Origin of the sequence: Manganibacter manganicus (assembly GCF_002075885.1) — a bacterium.
GTDB lineage: Bacteria > Pseudomonadota > Alphaproteobacteria > Rhizobiales > Rhizobiaceae > Mesorhizobium > Mesorhizobium manganicum.
Window position 1 is genome coordinate 134,142 of sequence record NZ_MDET01000004.1, and the last position, 17,583, is coordinate 151,724.

The window sequence follows — 17,583 nt, forward strand, 5'->3', positions numbered from 1 at the left end:
CTGGCGGCCGTGGGATCACGGATAGCGATGCCGCCGGCTCCCATGTGACGGAATGAGGGATACGCTGTGCAGCCAGTACGCAAGAGTCTTTTTCTCGCCCTTCTTGTTTCGGCGACGGCGCTTTCTCCTTTGCAGGCATCTGCCGAAACCATCATGGGAGCGCTGACAAAGGCGTATCAGTATAATTCGTCGCTGAATTCGGCGCGCGCTGGCGTTCGCGTTACCGATGAAGACGTCGCAATCGCCAAGTCGGGCTACAGACCGACCGTTCAGGGTGCGGCCAGCATCGACTATTCCAATACGAGCCGGGACGCGGGCAGCGCGCAGTTGACGACCGGCAGTTTCGGCGTGTCGATCAACCAGACGCTGTTCGACGGTTTCCAGACCAAGAATAATGTTGCTGCGGCCGAGGCCAGGGTGGCCGCGCAACAGGAAAGTCTGCGCAACACGGAAGAAAACACGCTTTTTGCTGCAGCTCAGGCCTATATGAATGTGATTCACGATCGCAAGGTGGCTGCGCTGACGCAACAGAACCTGGAGGCGATGAACGAACAGGTCCGCTCGGCGCGTTCGCGATTCGAGGTGGGCGAGGGGACGCGGACCGATGTCGCGCAGACGGAGGCTGCCCGGTCTCTGGCGACGGCGCAGGTGACGTCCGCCCGCGCACAGGTGCGGTCGAGCGAAGCTGCCTATCGCCAGATCGTCGGTGATGCGCCCGGCAAGCTCAAGGCGGCCTCGCCATTGGCCAAGCTGCTTCCCAGGAGCCTCGATACGGCGATTGCTGTGGCATTCAATGAGCATCCCGCAATCCTGGCGACGCAGCATCTGGTGGATGCCGCGGGCTTTTCGGTAAAATCAGCCGAAGGCGCCATGCTGCCGCAGATTACCGCCTCGGCTGGGGTTTCGCGTGACTACCGCAATACGGCATCGGGCAGTTTGCCTGGCGTCGGGGGCGTGAGTGACGGTTACTCCAACTCGGCCAGCATCGGCGCGACCTTGACGATTCCGATCTATCAGGGCGGGCGGACTTCCGCCATTGTGCGGCAGTCGAAGGAACAACTCGGCCAGGCCAGGATCGAGGTCGATGTCAGCCGGGATCAGGTGCGTAACCAGATTGTTTCGGCCTGGACGCTTTATACGGCGGCGCGCGAGAATGTCGATGCAAACCAGGCGCAGGTTGCGGCACAGCAGCTTGCGCTCGACGGTGTCATCGAGGAAAGAAAAGTTGGGCAGCGGACCACGCTCGACGTCCTCAATGCGCAAAACGACGTCATCAATGCCAGGATCAATCTCGCCAGCGCCGAACGTGACGTGGTCACGGCGAGTTATGCCATTCTCCAGGCAACAGGACGACTGTCTATTAAACGGCTGGGGCTTCAGGTGACGGAGTATCATCCCGAAGAACATTATAAGGCCGTCAAGGACAAGTGGTACGGCCTGCGTACGCCGGACGGCCGCTGATCGAGCGGTTTCGCCAGGTCGACTTGATGGCATGAAAATCGGTTTCCATCGAAGCGCTGCGCTGAAATAAGGCGCGGCGCTTTTTGCATGCGCATCAATGTCTGAGCTGTTGAAATCCTCGGACCGTTCAGTTTGGGGATTCTCGTGCGGCCGATGGTCGGTTACGCTCAGCTTGTGATTCGACGCTGGAGATCGCCGGCAAGATGAAAAGATCACAGGGGCGGCGGACGTGACGAAGATGGCGACTGCAAGCAACGCACAACGCGAACCTTCGATGGAAGAAATATTGGCTTCCATCCGCAAGATTATTGAGGACAGCGACCCCGTTCGGAAGGATGAGGGAACCGAATCCGCTGGGAACGCAGATATGCGTGCCGCCGACACCATCGCGGATATGGATGCGTTTCGCGCCGAGCTTCGTGGCGGATTCGATGGTGACGCGGAAGCGGCAAGGACCGATCGCCGGCAGCCTGAGATAAAGCCTGCTTCAGCGCCGGTCGAGCAACCGATCCAGCCGTTTTCCGCGTCGTTTTCGGAGCAGGTCGACGCTCCCGCGGCCCCGGCGGACGGAGTCGACGATATCGGCGAGCAATGGGATTCTAAGCAGTCGGCGCGGGTATCGACAGAGCCCACGCGCACGGCAACCTTCCAGCGGCCGTCAAATGTAGGTGCTGACACGCTTTTGCACGAAACTACCTCCAAACAGCCGGACGCTACGCTCAATATTGCCGCTCCCGCTCCTTCTTCGGAATCTCAGGTGAAAGCGGCACGATTGGAATCGCTCGACGATGCCGAGAATATGACAAGCCAGACGCTCATCTCAGAGCAGACGGGCCGGCAGGTCGCGGCTGCGTTTGGCGAGCTTTCCGAAGCCTTTGCCAGCCGCAACCGCAAGAGCCTGGACGAGATGGCCGAGGAAATGTTGCGGCCAATGCTGCAGGATTGGCTCGACAATAATTTGCCGACCCTGGTCGAGCGGTTGGTTCGCGAAGAGATCGAGCGCGTGGCGCGGGGCACCTGACTGCCACGCCGTTATCTGGATTTTGACGGCAATGCGGCGCCTGTCTCCATGCGAATCCAGTCAAGGAAGGCTTTGACCGAGGGTTTCGATGCGGCGTCGCTCTTGATGACCACATAATAGGCGCTGCGCGGCCGCACCGATTCGATCGAGACGCGCACCAATTGGCCATGCAGCAGATGGCTTTCGACCAGACGGTTCCAGCCGAGGGCGATACCCTCCCCGCGAATGGCGGCATTGATCGCGTCGGTGTAAAAATTGCAACTCATGCTGATCGATTTGGGCCGCAGGCTTTGGCCGAACGCGGCCAGCCATTGCACCCAGCCGGTCCAGTTCGGATCCTGCCAGTCATTGGCGATGAGATGATGCCGGGCAAGGTCCGCCACGCAATCGGGGGCGCCTCGGGCGGCGATATAAGCGGGGCTGCAAACCGGAAACACCTCGTCGTCAAAAAGCAGGATCGCCTTGCCGTCCGGCCATTTACCGTCGCCATAGCGGATTGCCACGTCGATGTCGTCGCGCACCAGATTGAAGTTGCCATCCTGCGTCAGGATCCTGAGCTTGACGTCAGGGGCGGCTTGCCGGAAGGCCGATACTTTCGGCAAAAGCCAGAAATGCGAGAACGCGACAGTCGCCGACAGAGTCAGTTCGGTGGCTGTTTCGCTGGTAATGACGCTCACGGTTTCGGCCACCATGCCAAGAGCCTCCGACATTGAAGCAGCCAGAGCACGGCCCGGCTCCGTCAATTCGATCGCGCGGTGCAGGCGGCGAAACAACGGAAAGCCGAAGCCGGCCTCAAGCGCCTGCACCTGACGACTGACTGCGGCCTGGGTAATGCCGAGTTCCGCCGCCGCTCGGGTGAAACTCGCCTTGCGTGCCGCCGCTTCGAACACCACCAGGGCGGTCATGGACGGGAGTTGCTGGCGAAAACCGCTCATTACTTCAACTCATGCGTGGAATGCCAAGAAGTGCCGTTGACGCGGCCAACGCATAATGGCTGCTTATGTCATATCGGCGCAAGGGCTTTGTCTGGGCGCCCCGGTCATCGCATCTGGCCAAATGGGATGGAGACAGTCATGACGCTTGCTGAAAATGCTGAAGCGACCACCACGCTGGAAGGCAAATCGGGCGAAACGAGAGCAGGCGGGCGGGCCGCGCGCCGGCAGAAGCGAGCGCATCGGGCAACCGGGCTGCTGCACCGGCCCAATATCGTGCGTGGCATCCCCACCTATGACGTGATGTCGGAGGAAAATCTCCTTCGCATCGAGCAGACCGCCGACCGCATTCTCGCTGAAATCGGCATCGAGTTCCGCGACGATCCGGTTGTGCTCGATCATTGGAAGCGAGCCGGAGCCCATATCGATGGCGCGCTGGTGAAGTTCGAGCCGGGCATGCTGCGCGAAATTTTGAAGACCGCGCCGGCCGAATTCACACAAGCCGCGCGCAACCCGGCCAATTCGGTGCAGATCGGTGGCAGGAACGTCGTGTTCTCGCCAGCCTATGGCTCGCCCTTTGTCATGGATATCGACAAGGGCCGCCGCTATGGGACGATCGAGGATTTCCGCAATTTCGTGAAACTCGCGCAATCCTCGCCCTGGCTGCATCATTCGGGCGGCACGGTCTGCGAGCCGGTGGACGTGCCGGTCAACAAGCGCCACCTCGATATGGTCTATAGCCATATCAAATATTCCGACAGGGCCTTCATGGGATCGGTAACGGCGGAGAGCCGGGCCGACGATTCCATCGACATGGCGCGCATCGTATTCGGCGAAAAATTCGTGGACGAGAACTGCGTCATTCTCGGCAATGTCAATGTCAACTCGCCGCTGGTGTGGGATGCCACCATGACGACCGCGTTGCGCGCCTATGCCCGCGCCAACCAGGCGGCGGTGGTGGTTCCGTTCATCCTCGGTGGCGCCATGGGGCCGGTCACGAATGCCGGGGCCATCGCCCAGTCGCTGGCCGAAACCATGGCAGGTTGCGCGCTGACCCAGCTTGAACGCCCCGGCGCGCCGGTGATCTTCGGCAATTTCCTGTCGTCCATGTCGCTGCGCTCGGGTTCGCCGACCTTCGGCACGCCGGAACCGGCAATCGGCTCGATGGTGGTGGGCCAGCTTGCGCGGCGGCTCAATCTGCCGCTGCGTTGTTCGGGCAATTTCACGACGTCGAAGCTGCCCGATGCGCATGCCATGAACGAAGGCACCATGTCGATGCTGGCGGCGGTGCATTGCGGCGCCAATTTCATCTTGCATTCGGCCGGCTTCCTGGATGGGCTTTTATCCATGTCATATGAAAAGTTCGTCATGGATGCCGATTTCTGCGGCGCGCTGCACACCTATCTCGACGGCATAAAGGTGGATGACAACCAGCTTGCGCTCGACGCCTTCCGCGAGGTTGGGCCGGGCCATCACTTCTTCGGCTGCGGCCACACCATTGCCAATTACGAAACCGCCTTCTGGGATTCCGAAATCGCGGACAACGAGTCCTTCGAGAAATGGGAGGCTGCCGGCTCGGAAGATGCTGCCATACGCGCCAACAAGCGCTGGAAAACGGCGCTTGCCGAATATGAGGCGCCGCCGCTCGATGTGGCCATAGATGAGGCCTTGCAGGATTTCATGGCGCGCAAGAAAACCGCCATGGCGGATGCGTGGTATTGAGGCCTACCCGCGTCCGCGATAGGGCGCGACGCCGGTATCCGGCAGCCAGGCGTCTTTCGGCGGCGTTCCTGTCTGCCAGAACACGTCGATCGGCATGCCGCCGCGCGGATACCAGTAGCCGGCGATGCGCAGCCAGAGCGGTTTCGTGACGGAGACGATGCGCCTGGCGATCATGACTGTGCAGTCCTCATGGAAAGCGCCGTGGTTGCGGAACGTGGTGAGGAATAGTTTGAGTGATTTCGATTCCACCAGCAGACTATCGGGCGCATAGTCGATGACGATGTGGGCGAAGTCGGGCTGGCCCGTGACGGGGCAGAGCGATGTGAATTCCGGGCAGGTGAAGCGCACGATGGCAGGCGGGCCGTCGCCGTGCGTGTACGGCACGGTTTCCAGGACCGCACGATCAGGGCTGTCTGGCGTCTCGACCTTGGCGCCGAGTTGGGTAAGTTCGCTTGTCTCGGTCATGGGAAGCTCCGGTTCGGCAACATTTCAGGTTATACTGCCGGCATCGGCGATAGAATAGGACAATGATGGCCAGCAACGATCCACTTCTCCAGCCCTATCAGTTGAAGCACCTGCGGCTTAAGAACCGCGTCATGTCCACCAGTCATGAGCCGGCCTATTCCGAGGACGGCATGCCGAAGGAGCGCTACCGGCTCTATCATGCCGAGAAGGCCAGGGGCGGCATGGCGCTGACCATGACGGCGGGCTCGGCTCTTGTCAGCAGAGACAGCCCGGCCGCCTTCGGCAATCTGCATCTTTATGACGATGCCATCGTGCCGTGGCTGAAGGAACTGGCCGACGACTGTCATCAGTATGACTGCAAGGTGATGATTCAGATCACTCACCTTGGCCGCCGTACCGGCTGGAACAAGGCCGACTGGCTGCCGGTGCTCTCTGCTTCGCCTGTACGCGAGCCGGCGCATCGGGCTTTTCCGAAGACGGCGGAAGACTGGGACATCGAGCGCATCGTTGCCGATTACGCGTCTGCCGCCCAGCGCTGCCAGGCGGCCGGGCTCGACGGTATCGAGTTCGAGGCCTACGGCCATCTGATGGACGGCTTCTGGTCGCCGCTCACCAATCATCGCGACGATGACTTCGGTGGCTCGCTCGACAACCGGCTGCGCTTTTCCAACATGGTTCTGGATGCGGTGCGCAAGGCGGTGGGCGATGAATTTGTTGTCGGCATCCGCATGGTGGCCGACGAGGATATCGCCAAAGGCATCTCGCGCCAGGAAGGCGTGGAGATTGCGCAAAGACTGGCCGCTTCCGGCAAGGTCGATTTCCTCAACATCATTCGTGGCACCATCGAGACGGATGCCGCCCTCACCAAGGTCATTCCGGTGGCGGGCATGCGCGCCTCGCCGCATCTGGATTTTGCCGGTGAAGTGCGGGCGGCAACGAAATTCCCGACCTTCCATGCCGCGCGCATTTCCGATGTTGCGACCGCGCGCCACGCGATCGCCACCGGCAAGCTCGACATGGTCGGCATGACGCGCGCCCACATTGCCGATCCGCATATCGTCAAGAAGGTGATGGAAGGACGCGAGCATGAAATCCGCCCCTGCGTCGGCGCAACCTATTGTCTCGACCGCATTTATGAGGGCGGCGAGGCGCTATGCGTCCATAACGCCGCGACCGGGCGCGAGGCGTGGATTCCCCATGTCATTCGCAAGGTGGAGGGGCCGGCAAAGCGCGTGATCGTGGTCGGTGCCGGGGCAGCCGGGCTGGAGGCGGCACGCGTGACGGCTGAACGCGGCCATCGTGTGACCGTGCTGGAAGCGGCATCGCAGGCCGGCGGGCAAATTCGGCTCGCCACGCAGAATCCGCGCCGCAAGGAGTTGATCGGTATCGTTGACTGGCGACTGGGGGAACTGGAGCGCCTCGGCGTGGAAATCCGCTACGATACATGGGCGGAAAAGGACGACGTGCTGGCGCTGGACCCCGATTGTGTCGTGGTGGCGACGGGGGGCCTGCCGCAGAACCCCCCACTGGAGGAAGGCGACAATCTCGTTACCTCGAGTTGGGACATTATGGCCGGCAGCGTGAAGCCGGCTGACCATGTGCTGCTTTACGACGACAATGGCGGCCATCAGGGCATGGGTGCCGCTGAACTCATCGCCAACGCCGGCTCGAAGCTGGAGCTTGTGTCGCCCGAACGCTTCTTTGCGCCGGAAATGGGCGGCATGAACCATGTGCCTTACATGCACGCATTCCATGAGAAGGGCGTTACCGTCACCATCAACACAAGACTTGTCGGCGCGCGCCGCGACGGTAATCAGCTTGTCGCCGTACTGGGTTCGGATTTCGCCGAAGGCTGGCGAGAAGAGCGGCGTGTCGATCAGATCGTGGTGGAGCATGGCACCCTGCCGCTGGAAGACCTCTATCTGGACCTGAAGCCTTTGTCGAAGAATTTGGGCGCTGTGGACTATGAGCGGCTTGTAAAGGGCGGCGACATGTTCCCGGTCAGGAACGAGGGCGGCCGCTTCATGATGTTCAGGATCGGCGATGCGGTCGCTTCGCGTAATATCCATGCCGCGATCTATGACGGTATCCGTTTTGGCCTGCGTATCTGATGCTTTTAGCCGCTTCGGCGTGATTGACGCGAAAGCACCTGATCGTTAACGTCTTTCTTGGAACTGGTTCCGCCTTTGGCGGACGAAGAGGGAATACGGTGAGGCCGAGCGGCCGAAACCGTGACTGCCCCCGCAACTGTAACCGTTGAGTCACCTCCCATCGAGCCACTGAGGCGCGCCGCGCACTCGGGAAGGCGGGAGAGAGGCAGCGACACGGAAGTCAGGAGACCTGCCGGTTTCAGTCACCCATGCCCGGACACGAGGGGTGTTCAGGCGCGGTCGTCCGTGGCGGTGACACATGCGTGTTGCCGCGCGCCGGACCGGCCGAGGGGGGATTAATCGAATCCCATCCAGTTTTCGCCGAATCAGGTCGCGGTTTTTTGAAAACCACGGGCTTGTGGATAGCCCGCGACCGACTTGGGGACTGATTTGAAAACGATATTTATCGCGGCCGGCACGCTGAGCCTGGCGCTGACGGGAGCCGGCGTTGCACAGGATGCCGGAACGGACGAGCAGGGCGTGACGAAGCTGGACCGGATACTGATCACCACGCCGCTGCGGCGCGAATCATCTTTAGAGCGCTCGACCTCGTCGGTAACGGTGGTGAGCGAGGAGGACATCAAGCAATCGGCTGCGCCCGATCTGCCATCCCTGCTCAAGAGTTATCCCGGCGTTTCGGTGACGACGAATGGCGGCATGGGGGCGGATTCCAGCGTCTCGCTGCGAGGTACAACCGCTGCACAGACGCTTGTTCTGGTCAATGGCGTACGGGCTGGTTCTGCAACCGCAGGGACGGTGAACCTTTCCAGCATTCCGCTTTCATCGATCGAGCGCATCGAGATCGCCAAGGGCGGCCATTCGGCGCAATATGGCGCCGACGCTATCGGAGGCATCATTAATATCATCACTAGGCAGGGCGGTATCTGCTCCGATGGTCGCCAAAGCTGCGCGACGGCGACGGTCGGTGTTATGCATCCGTGGGGCGGTTATGTCTCCGGCAATGTGCAGGGCCAGAGTGAGAGCGGTGTGAATTATTCCTTCGGCGCGCAGGTCATTGGCACGGAGGGCTATGATTTTACGACGTCACCATATGATTTGGATAAGGATGGCTTCCTGCAAGGGTCGGCAAATTTCGCACTTTCGAAAGATTTCGATGCCGGTCGAATATATGCGGATGGGCTTTTTACACGAGGGCGCACGGATTATGACAGCGCGTACAAGGATTCATTCACCGGGGCGGTGAAATACCCCGCCGATACTGCCGACAACACCACATTCGTAGGAAAAGTTGGTGCTAGGATCGATCACTCTGACACTTGGGCATCGACTGTCGAATTTATGACTGCTGTCGACAATTCCTCCAATTTCAGAGGGGAAGTGAAGGGAGATGATTTCAATACGCTCAGGTATGGCGTGCTCGCCTCGACACAAAAAACCTTCGAGTATGGCGAAGCCAAAAACACAATTCTGGGCGGTGTTGAAGCCTACCGTGAGTCAATCGATGGCAGCACCGGCGAAGGGATGGAGTACGCAAATACCAAGCGCGACCTTGCTGCCGTGTTCGGCCAATACTCGTTCGAATATAAAGCGCTGACTATCGATACCGGTATTCGATACGATCACGACGAGCAATTCGGCGGAGCCACCACCTACAATATCGGCGCCAGCTATGAATTGATGGACGGGCTAGTTGCGCGAGCCTCATACGCTACCGGTTTTCGCGCACCGACGTTCAACGATCTTTATTATCCTTATAGTGGCAATCCCGATCTCCGACCTGAGAAGTCGCGATCTTACGAGGTCGGTTTGAATTGGAGCGTGACCGATCAGACAACACTCGATATGGCTCTATATCGTAATGATCTTGATGATATGATCGCTTGGGCCCCGGTCGACCCCTCTAACCCAAGCGGTTTCTGGCAGCCCAGCAATGTCGACAAAGCGGGTATCACTGGGTTCGAAGCGACCTTGGGACATGAATTCAACGATGAGTGGGCGGGCCGCCTTGGCATCGATATCCGCGAACCGCTGAACAAGAGCCCGGGCGTCCACGGCAAATACGTACCCTATGGCGACCGCTTCAAAGCTACGGCTGGTTTGACTTACAAACCGACAGAAAAATTGGAGCTTTCGGCTGCGGTCATTTACGGCATGTCGCGCTATGCGGATGCTGCTAACCTCGAGAAATTGCCTGATTATGTGACGGCCGATTTTACTGCGCACTATGCGCTCGACGAGCAATCGCAATTCAAGTTCTCGGTGGCCAATATCTTCGACGAACAGTACCAGACCAAACAGGGTTATCGCGCTCCGGGACGTACCTTCGACCTGAGTTTCACCCGGTCATTCTAGAACACAGAGCAAAAGCGTTTCTTGCCATGACCGCAGTGTTGTCGGGCTATCGTTACACCGGGGCCGCTTTCGTGGCGGCCCTGATGGCGTTCGCTTTTGCTCCGTCAAGCGCCCAAGCCACCAGTCCCGCCCCCCGGCGCGTCGTTTCCATCAACCTCTGCACCGACCAGATGGCGATGCTGATGGCCGCGCCGGGTCAGCTTAAATCGGTGTCGAGCCTCGCCACCGAAAAGGGCACCTCGGTGATGATCGACGAAGCCGCGCGCTATCCGCTCAATCACGGGCAGGCGGAAGAAGTCTTCCTTATGCATCCGGACCTCGTTCTGGCCGGCACCTATACGGCAAAAGCAACCGTGGCGCTGTTGAAGGAACTCGGCTTTCATGTCGAGACGTTCAAGCCGGCATCTTCGTTCAACGATGTGCGCGAGAACCTGACGCGCCTGGGCGTGTTGCTGCGTCGTGAGGGTCGGGCCGCCGAACTGGTCGCGGAACTGGACAATGGCCTTGCCGAACTGGCGGTGCGCAAGGTGCCGCGCAAAAATGCCGTATTCTATTATGCCAATAGCTATACCTCCGGTTCCGGTACGCTGGCGGATGCCATCGTCAAGGCGGCGGGGCTTGCCAATCTGGGCGACGCGCTCGGCTTCAAGGGCATGACGCGGCTGCCGCTGGAACTGCTGATCTTCGCTGATCCCGATCTCATCATCGAGGGTGACAGCCAGTATGGCGCGCCGGCGCTGGCCAAGGAGAATTTTGCTCACCCTGCTTTTCGGGCCATGGCTGAGCGCGTGGTGCCCATTCCCGACAAATACACGATCTGCGGCGGGCCGTTCACGCTAGAGGCCTCGCGCATTCTCCAGCGCGCCGCTCTGAAGCAGGGTGCGGTTGACCGATGAGCGACGTGGCGCGCTACCGGCTGGTGCTGGCGCTGTTGTCGGCGCTTACGCTCATGCTGTTCGCCGCCTCGCTGACTGTCGGGCCGGCGGCGATTGCCTTTGGCGCAAGCGTCAAGGCGCTGTTTTCCTCAAGCGGCAGCGCCATTGCGCTCATCATGCAGGAAATACGCCTGCCGCGCGCCATACTCGGCCTGATGATCGGCGCGACGCTCGGCTTGTCGGGTGCGGTGCTGCAAGGCTGGCTGCGCAATCCGCTGGCCGAACCGGCGTTGCTCGGCGTCAGTGCCTCGGCTTCGCTCGGTGCGGTGCTGGCCATTTATACCGGCTTTTCGGCGCTGTTCCCGCTCGGCTTGCCGCTGGCCGCCCTTGCCGGCGCGGTGGCGGCGGTGCTTGTGGTGCAGGCCATGGCCGGCCTGCGTGGCGGTGCGCTCACAGTCATCCTCGCCGGTATCGCGATTTCCAGCCTTGCCAGCGCCATGACCGCACTGGCGCTCAATTTGTCGCCCAACCCGTTCGCGGCGCTGGAAATCATGTTCTGGATGCTGGGTTCGCTGACCGACCGCTCGATGACGCATGTGTGGCTGGCGGGGCCCTTCATGCTCGTTGGCTGGGCAATGCTGGCCAGCCTCGGCCGCGCGCTCGACGCGCTGACGCTTGGCAGCGATGCCGCCGCCAGCATGGGCGTCGATATGCGCCGGGTGCAGTTTCTGGCCGTATTCGGCACGGCGGCGTCGGTCGGTGCGGCGACGGCGGTGGCCGGCGTCATCGGCTTTGTCGGGCTGGTGGTGCCGCATATGCTCAGGCCGCTGGTCGGGTCGCGCCCGTCGCGCCTGTTGCCGGCCAGCGCGCTCGGCGGGGCGTGCGTGCTTTTGGCCGCCGACACGCTGGTGCGTGTGATTGCGCCGGAGCGCGAACTCAAACTCGGCGTGCTGACGGCCATCGTCGGCGCGCCGTTCTTCCTTTGGCTGGTTTACAAGACGCGGAGGCAGATGCTGTGAGCCTGCTTTCGGTCAATGATCTCAAAGTTTCGCTCGGCGGCAAGCCCGTCCTCAAGGGCTTGTCGCTGGATATTTCTGCCGGCGAATTCGTCGGCCTGATCGGGCCGAATGGCGCCGGCAAATCGACGCTGTTGCGTTCGGTTCTCGGCTTTGTCGCTCATCAGGGCGGTGTATCGATCGGTGGGCGCGACGCGTCTGCGATGATGGCGCGCGAGCGGGCGCAACAGATCGCCTATCTGCCGCAGGAGCGCGACATCGCCTGGCCTGTTTCGGTCGAAATGCTGGTGATGCTGGGGCGGTTTCCGCATCTGGGCGCCTTTGCTGCGCCCGGTGAGGCCGACCGGGCGATTGCCGATGCGGCGATGCGGCGCATGGAGGTCGATGGGTTTCGCGACCGACCCGCTACCGCGCTTTCCGGCGGCGAGCGGGCGCGGGTTTTGATTGCCCGTGCGCTGGCACAGGATGCACCGCTGCTTTTGGCTGATGAACCGGCGGCGGGGCTGGACCCTTCGCACCAGATCACGCTGATGCGTACCTTTGCCGCGCTGGCTGCGGAGGGGCATGGCGTGGTCGCTTCCATGCACGATCTCGGCATTGCGGCACGTTGGTGCTCGCGGCTGATCCTGCTCGATCAGGGCATCGTGGTCGCCGATGGTGCGCCGCGTGCGGTGCTGACGCCGGAACGGTTGCGCGCCGTTTATCGCATAGAAGCCTTTGTCGGCGAGGCTGGCGGCGGGCCGGTTCTGCTGCCGCTCGACATCACGGCATCCTGACGGAACCTGAAAAACTCCGAAATCGTTCCTGTCAGCCGCGCTCATCGGCCGGTTCAGGCGGACTTGTCTCGCCGAGACGGTTGAAGTCCGGTGGTTCGGGTGCTTCCTGAGGGCGGGCGAGATTCACGCCTCTATGAACATTCGACTTGATCGCAAGACACATGTTCATTATTCATGAAACAGCGGCTCATGCCAGCGGAGGAATTTCTCATGACCATCAACGTTGCCCCCATCGGGCTTGCGCGTGACCTCAAAGAGAGGGCCGCTTCCGGCAAGCCGATCCGCATCGGCCTGATCGGCTCGGGTGAGATGGGCACGGATATCGTAACGCGCGTGGCGCACATGGATGGCATCGAGGTCGGCGCCATCGCCGAACTGAATGTGCCGAATGCCAGGAAGGCTGTCGATATCGCCTTTCGTGAAGAGGGCCATTCGCGCGAGGCAGACAGCGCCACGGCGATGACGAGCGCCATGGAGGCCGGCAAGGTCGCCGTAACCGCTGACGCCAATCTCGTTATCGGCAATGATTTGATCGATGTAGTGATCGACGCCACCGGCGTGCCGGCGGTGGGCGCCGAGATCGGCCTGCACGCCATGGAGCACGGCAAGCATCTGGTGATGATGAATGTCGAGGCCGATGTGACCATCGGCGCTTACCTCAAGAGCGAGGCGGAGCGGCTGGGCGTTACCTATTCGCTCGGCGCCGGCGACGAGCCGTCGTCCTGCATGGAACTGATCGAATTCGTTTCAGCCATGGGCCACCCCATCGTTGCCGCCGGCAAGGGCAAGAACAATCCGCTCAATGTCGATGCCACGCCGCCCAACTATGAGGAGGAAGCGGCGCGCCGCAACATGAACGTGCGCATGCTGGTCGAATTCGTCGATGGCTCCAAGACCATGGTGGAAATGGCGGCCATCGCCAACGCCACTGGCCTGGTGCCGGACAAGCCGGGTATGCACGGCCCATCCGCCACGCTTGGCGAATTGTCGAAAACGCTGGTACCGCAAAGGGATGGCGGTGTGCTCTCCAAGGTCGGCGTCGTTGATTATTCCATAGGCAAGGGCGTCGCGCCCGGCGTCTTCGTCATCGCCGACATGTCGCATCCGCGCATTTCCGAGCGCATGGAGGATCTGAAGATGGGGCACGGCCCGTACTTCACCTTCCACCGGCCCTATCATTTGACCTCGCTGGAAGTGCCGCTGACCTGCGCGCGTGTCGTGCTCTACGGCAAGGCCGACATGGTGCCGCTGTCGAAGCCGGTGGCTGAAGTCTGCGCCGTTGCCAAGAAGGATTTGAAGTCCGGTGAGGCGCTCGATGCCATTGGCGAATATTGCTACCGCGCCTGGATCATGACCGCACCGGAAGCCCATTCGGCCAAGGCCATTCCCTGTGGCCTGCTGCAAGGCGGTTCGGTGACGGCGCCGATCAGGAAGGGCGAACTCATCACGTACGCCAATGCCGCCGTCGCGCCCGGTTCGCGCATCGCCGAACTGCGTGCCCGGCAGGATAAGCTTGTTTACGGAGCCTGATAATGGCCAGCCCCAGAAAGATCGCAGTCATGGATGAGGCGCAAGCGAACCAGCCCTTCGCTTACCGGCATTATTCGCCGGAACAACTCAGGGAAGTGCTGCGCAAGATGTATCTCATCCGTCGATTCGAGGAAGGGGCGGAGGACAGCTACATGCGCGGCCTGATCCACGGCACCATGCATCTTTCGATCGGGCAGGAGGCCACCGCGACGGGCATTTGCATGCCGCTGACCGACGCGGACCAGATTACCTCGACGCATCGCGGCCACGGCCATTGTATCGCCAAGGGTGCGGAGGTGAAGAGGATGTTCGCCGAGTTCTTCGGCAAGACCACCGGCTATTGCAAGGGGCGGGGCGGCTCCATGCACATTGCCGATGTGTCGAAGGGCAATCTTGGCGCGAACGGCATTGTTGCCGGCGGTATCCCGATTGCAGTGGGTGCGGCGCTTACCGCCAAGAAAATGAAGAACGGCAAGGTCGTCGTCTCCTTTTTCGGTGACGGCGCCAACAATGAGGGCGCTTTCCATGAGGCGCTCAATATGGCCGCGATCTGGAAGCTGCCGGTGATCTTCGTGTGCGAGAACAATGGCTATGGCATGTCTACTTCCACGGCGCGTTCGACGGCGGTGAAGAACATCGCCGAGCGCGCCGCCGCCTATGCGATGCCGGGCGTGATCGTGGACGGCAACAATTTCTCCGAAGTCGCGGAAGCCTCCCATGCGGCGGTGGAGCGGGCGAGGGCGGGCGAGGGGCCGACGCTGATCGAGGCGAAGACCTATCGCTATCGCGGCCATTCCAAGAGCGATCGCAACCGCTATCGCACCAAGGCGGAAATCGAGGACTGGGTGGAGCATCGCGACCCGATTGATCATTTCGAGGCTGAATTGAAAGAATTCGGCATTATCGACGACAAGGGCATCGAGGCCGTGCGCGAGGCGGTGAAAAAGGAAATCGCCGAAGGTATCGAGTTCGCCAAGGACAGCCCCGCGCCTGATATTCGCGACCATGCCGATTTCGTCTACACGGAGGTGGCGTGATGGACGCATCCGTGCGTGAACTGAGCTATGCGCAGGCCATTCAGGAGGCCATGGCGCTGGCCATGGAGGCCGACGAGCGCGTCTTTTTGATGGGCGAGGACATCGGCGTTTATGGCGGTGCTTTCCAGGTGACCGGCGATCTGGTCGAGCGCTTCGGTGCTGACCGGGTGATGGACACGCCGATTTCCGAACTCGGCGGCGCGGGTGTCGCGGTGGGCGCTGCCGTTACCGGCATGCGGCCGATCTTCGAGTTCCAGTTTTCCGATTTTGCCACGCTCGGCATGGAGCAGATCGTCAACCAGGCGGCCAAGATGCGCTTCATGTTGGGCGGCGAGGTGTCCGTGCCGCTGGTGATGCGCTTTCCAGCCGGATCCGGCACGGGTGCGGCGGCCCAGCACAGCCAGAGCCTTGAAGCATGGCTCGGCCATGTGCCGGGGTTGAAGGTGATCCAGCCGGCAACGCCGCATGACGCAAAAGGTATGCTTCTGGCGGCGGTCGCCGATCCCGATCCGGTGATGATCTTCGAGCACAAACTGCTTTACAAGATGAAAGGCCCCGTGCCGGAAGGCCATTACACGGTGCCGATCGGCAAGGCGGAAATACGCCGCGAAGGCAGCGACCTTACCATCGTCGCCACTTCGATCATGGTGCACAAGGCGCTGGAAGCGGCTGAGGCGCTAGCCGGAGAGGGGATCGATATCGAAGTGGTCGACCTCAGAACCATCCGGCCGATGGATAAGCGCACAGTCATCGATAGCGTAAAGAAGACCTCGCGGCTTCTGTGCGTCTATGAGGCAGTGAAGACACTGGGCATCGGTGCCGAAGTGTCAGCGATGATCGCCGAGAGCGAGGCGTTCGACTATCTCGATGCGCCGATCGTGCGATTGGGCGGGGCGGAAACGCCCATTCCCTACAATCCCGAACTGGAGAAGGCGACGGTGCCGCAGGTGCCCGACATCGTCGCGGCGGCGCGCGATCTCGTGACGGGGCACCGCTAGATGCCGATCGAGGTCATTCTCCCCAAGGTCGACATGGACATGGCGACCGGTCAGATTTCACGCTGGTTCGTGGATGAGGGCGCTGCGGTCAAGCAGGGCGACGTGCTGTTCGAGATCGAGACCGACAAGGCCGCGATGGAGATCGACGCGCCGGCCAGCGGCACGCTGCGCAACATCATCGGCAAGGAAGGCGTGGACATTCCCGTCGGCGAGGCGGTCGCCTGGATCTATGCCGAGGGCGAGGAAACTGGCCCGGTGCCTGAGGTGCCAGTGAACACCACCCGAACTGACACAGAAAGATCAGAACCGTCCTCCCAGGACAAGTTCGTGCAGGCTGCGCCTGCCGCACAGGATATACCTGTTGCGGCGGGTGCGGTCCGCGCGACGCCATTGGCCCGCCGACTGGCTCGGGAAGGTGGAGTTGATCTTTCCGCCGTCCAAGGGTCCGGTCCGCATGGCCGTGTGGTGAAGGCGGATGTGGAGACGGCAGTCGCTGGAGGCGGCATGAAGGCTGCACCGGCGGCAGGCGCACCTGCCGCTGCGGCCGCTTCCGCGGCGCCGAAAGCAATGCCTGACGATGCGGTGTTGAAGCTGTTCGAGGATGGCTCCTACGAACTTGTGCCGCATGACAATATGCGCAAGACGATTGCGCGGCGGCTGGTCGAGGCGAAATCCACCATCCCGCATTTCTATCTGACGCTCGATTGCGAACTGGATGCGCTGCTGGCCTTGCGAAAACAACTCAATGGCGCGGCCCCGATGAAGAAGACCGAGCATGGCGAGGTTCCCGCCTACAAGCTTTCGGTCAACGACCTGATCATCAAGGCGATGGCCATGGCTTTGATGGCGGTGCCGGATGCCAATGCGTCCTGGACCGAAAGCGCCATGGTCAAGCACAGGCATGCCGATGTCGGCGTTGCGGTTTCCATTCCCGGTGGGCTGATCACGCCGATCGTGCGCAAAGCCGACGAGAAAAGCCTGTCGGCGATCTCCAACGAGATGAAGGACATGGCCAAACGCGCGCGCGAGCGCAAGCTGAAGCCGGAAGAATATCAGGGCGGCACGACAGCCGTCTCCAATCTCGGCATGTTCGGCATCAAGGACTTTGCCGCCGTGATCAACCCGCCGCATGCGACGATCCTGGCGGTGGGTGCGGGCGAGGAGCGGCCTGTGGTCAAAAATGGCGAGATTGCCATCGCCACCGTGATGTCGGTGACGCTTTCGACCGACCATCGCGCCGTCGACGGGGCGCTGGGCGCCGAACTGCTCGGGGCCTTCAAGCGCCTC

14 protein-coding genes and 1 riboswitch are annotated in these 17,583 nt (G+C 61.4%); of the genes, 12 read left to right on the forward strand and 2 right to left on the reverse strand.

Translation table 11 applies throughout. The features are described 5' to 3' along the window. The first annotated feature begins 66 nt into the window (after positions 1-66). Positions 67-1,461: a TolC family outer membrane protein gene (locus BFN67_RS04300; RefSeq protein ID WP_245295149.1), complete on the forward strand. Its 1,395-nt coding sequence runs from the start codon at positions 67-69 to the stop codon at positions 1,459-1,461. Between the two features lie 238 nt (positions 1,462-1,699). Continuing rightward, positions 1,700-2,482 (forward strand): PopZ family protein, encoded by a 783-nt coding sequence (locus BFN67_RS04305; RefSeq protein WP_080918367.1) that lies wholly within the window; start codon positions 1,700-1,702, stop codon positions 2,480-2,482. 11 nt (positions 2,483-2,493) lie between these two features. Here the strand turns inward: BFN67_RS04305 and BFN67_RS04310 are convergent, their stop codons facing one another. Next, positions 2,494-3,417 (reverse strand): LysR substrate-binding domain-containing protein, encoded by a 924-nt coding sequence (locus BFN67_RS04310; protein ID WP_245295151.1) that lies wholly within the window; start codon positions 3,415-3,417, stop codon positions 2,494-2,496. 138 nt (positions 3,418-3,555) lie between these two features. Here BFN67_RS04310 and BFN67_RS04315 point away from each other — a divergent pair, with 138 nt between their 5' ends. Next, a complete protein-coding gene (locus BFN67_RS04315; RefSeq protein WP_080918411.1) occupies positions 3,556-5,136 on the forward strand; it encodes a trimethylamine methyltransferase family protein in 1,581 nt (526 codons plus the stop codon). Between the two features lie 3 nt (positions 5,137-5,139). On the opposite strand, the gene queF is transcribed toward BFN67_RS04315, so the two are convergent. After that, positions 5,140-5,601 (reverse strand): preQ(1) synthase, encoded by a 462-nt coding sequence (gene queF / locus BFN67_RS04320; RefSeq protein ID WP_080918369.1) that lies wholly within the window; start codon positions 5,599-5,601, stop codon positions 5,140-5,142. 65 nt (positions 5,602-5,666) lie between these two features. On the opposite strand from queF, the gene BFN67_RS04325 reads away from it, so the two are divergent. The 9 genes from BFN67_RS04325 to BFN67_RS04365 form a co-directional block, all read left to right on the forward strand. Then, complete coding sequence (locus tag BFN67_RS04325; RefSeq protein WP_080918413.1) at positions 5,667-7,712, forward strand: oxidoreductase; 2,046 nt, start codon at positions 5,667-5,669, stop codon at positions 7,710-7,712. 47 nt (positions 7,713-7,759) lie between these two features. Further along, a riboswitch (cobalamin riboswitch) is annotated at positions 7,760-7,963 on the forward strand. Positions 7,964-8,141: 178 nt separating this feature from the next. Further along, positions 8,142-10,064, forward strand: a complete 1,923-nt coding sequence (locus BFN67_RS04330; RefSeq protein WP_080918370.1) for a TonB-dependent receptor domain-containing protein — start codon at positions 8,142-8,144, stop codon at positions 10,062-10,064. Positions 10,065-10,147: 83 nt separating this feature from the next. After that, entirely contained in the window at positions 10,148-10,960 is an 813-nt protein-coding gene (locus tag BFN67_RS04335) for an ABC transporter substrate-binding protein (protein ID WP_425349736.1), read from the forward strand. Beyond that, a complete protein-coding gene (locus BFN67_RS04340) occupies positions 10,957-11,958 on the forward strand; it encodes a FecCD family ABC transporter permease (RefSeq protein WP_080918373.1) in 1,002 nt (333 codons plus the stop codon). The genes BFN67_RS04335 and BFN67_RS04340 overlap by 4 nt, the downstream gene beginning before the upstream one ends. Further along, on the forward strand, positions 11,955-12,731 hold the full coding sequence (locus BFN67_RS04345) for an ABC transporter ATP-binding protein (protein ID WP_080918375.1): 777 nt from the start codon (positions 11,955-11,957) through the stop codon (positions 12,729-12,731). Before BFN67_RS04340 ends, BFN67_RS04345 begins: the two co-directional genes overlap by 4 nt. A 210-nt stretch (positions 12,732-12,941) precedes the next feature. Further along, the gene (locus BFN67_RS04350; RefSeq protein ID WP_080918415.1) at positions 12,942-14,261 is read left to right on the forward strand and encodes an NAD(P)H-dependent oxidoreductase; all 1,320 of its coding nucleotides are present in this window, start codon (positions 12,942-12,944) and stop codon (positions 14,259-14,261) included. 2 nt (positions 14,262-14,263) lie between these two features. Further along, positions 14,264-15,298 carry a thiamine pyrophosphate-dependent dehydrogenase E1 component subunit alpha gene (locus tag BFN67_RS04355; RefSeq protein ID WP_080918376.1) on the forward strand — a complete coding sequence of 345 codons (1,035 nt, stop codon included), beginning with the start codon at positions 14,264-14,266 and terminating at the stop codon, positions 15,296-15,298. Continuing rightward, complete coding sequence (locus BFN67_RS04360; protein WP_080918378.1) at positions 15,298-16,296, forward strand: alpha-ketoacid dehydrogenase subunit beta; 999 nt, start codon at positions 15,298-15,300, stop codon at positions 16,294-16,296. The genes BFN67_RS04355 and BFN67_RS04360 overlap by 1 nt, the downstream gene beginning before the upstream one ends. Continuing rightward, positions 16,297-17,583, forward strand: a 1,287-nt coding sequence (locus BFN67_RS04365) for a pyruvate dehydrogenase complex dihydrolipoamide acetyltransferase (protein ID WP_080918379.1), incomplete at its 3' end; no start/stop codon positions are given.

Bases quoted from the DNA above. Each gene is read 5' to 3' on its own strand.
- BFN67_RS04305 (WP_080918367.1), top strand. From the start codon at position 1,700: ATGGCGACTGCAAGCAACGCACAACGCGAACCTTCGATGGAAGAAATA.
- BFN67_RS04310 (WP_245295151.1), bottom strand. From the start codon at position 3,417: ATGAGCGGTTTTCGCCAGCAACTCCCGTCCATGACCGCCCTGGTGGTG.
- BFN67_RS04315 (WP_080918411.1), top strand. From the start codon at position 3,556: ATGACGCTTGCTGAAAATGCTGAAGCGACCACCACGCTGGAAGGCAAA.
- queF (WP_080918369.1), bottom strand. From the start codon at position 5,601: ATGACCGAGACAAGCGAACTTACCCAACTCGGCGCCAAGGTCGAGACG.
- BFN67_RS04325 (WP_080918413.1), top strand. From the start codon at position 5,667: ATGGCCAGCAACGATCCACTTCTCCAGCCCTATCAGTTGAAGCACCTG.
- BFN67_RS04335 (WP_425349736.1), top strand. From the start codon at position 10,148: ATGGCGTTCGCTTTTGCTCCGTCAAGCGCCCAAGCCACCAGTCCCGCC.
- BFN67_RS04340 (WP_080918373.1), top strand. From the start codon at position 10,957: ATGAGCGACGTGGCGCGCTACCGGCTGGTGCTGGCGCTGTTGTCGGCG.
- BFN67_RS04350 (WP_080918415.1), top strand. From the start codon at position 12,942: ATGACCATCAACGTTGCCCCCATCGGGCTTGCGCGTGACCTCAAAGAG.
- BFN67_RS04355 (WP_080918376.1), top strand. From the start codon at position 14,264: ATGGCCAGCCCCAGAAAGATCGCAGTCATGGATGAGGCGCAAGCGAAC.
- BFN67_RS04360 (WP_080918378.1), top strand. From the start codon at position 15,298: ATGGACGCATCCGTGCGTGAACTGAGCTATGCGCAGGCCATTCAGGAG.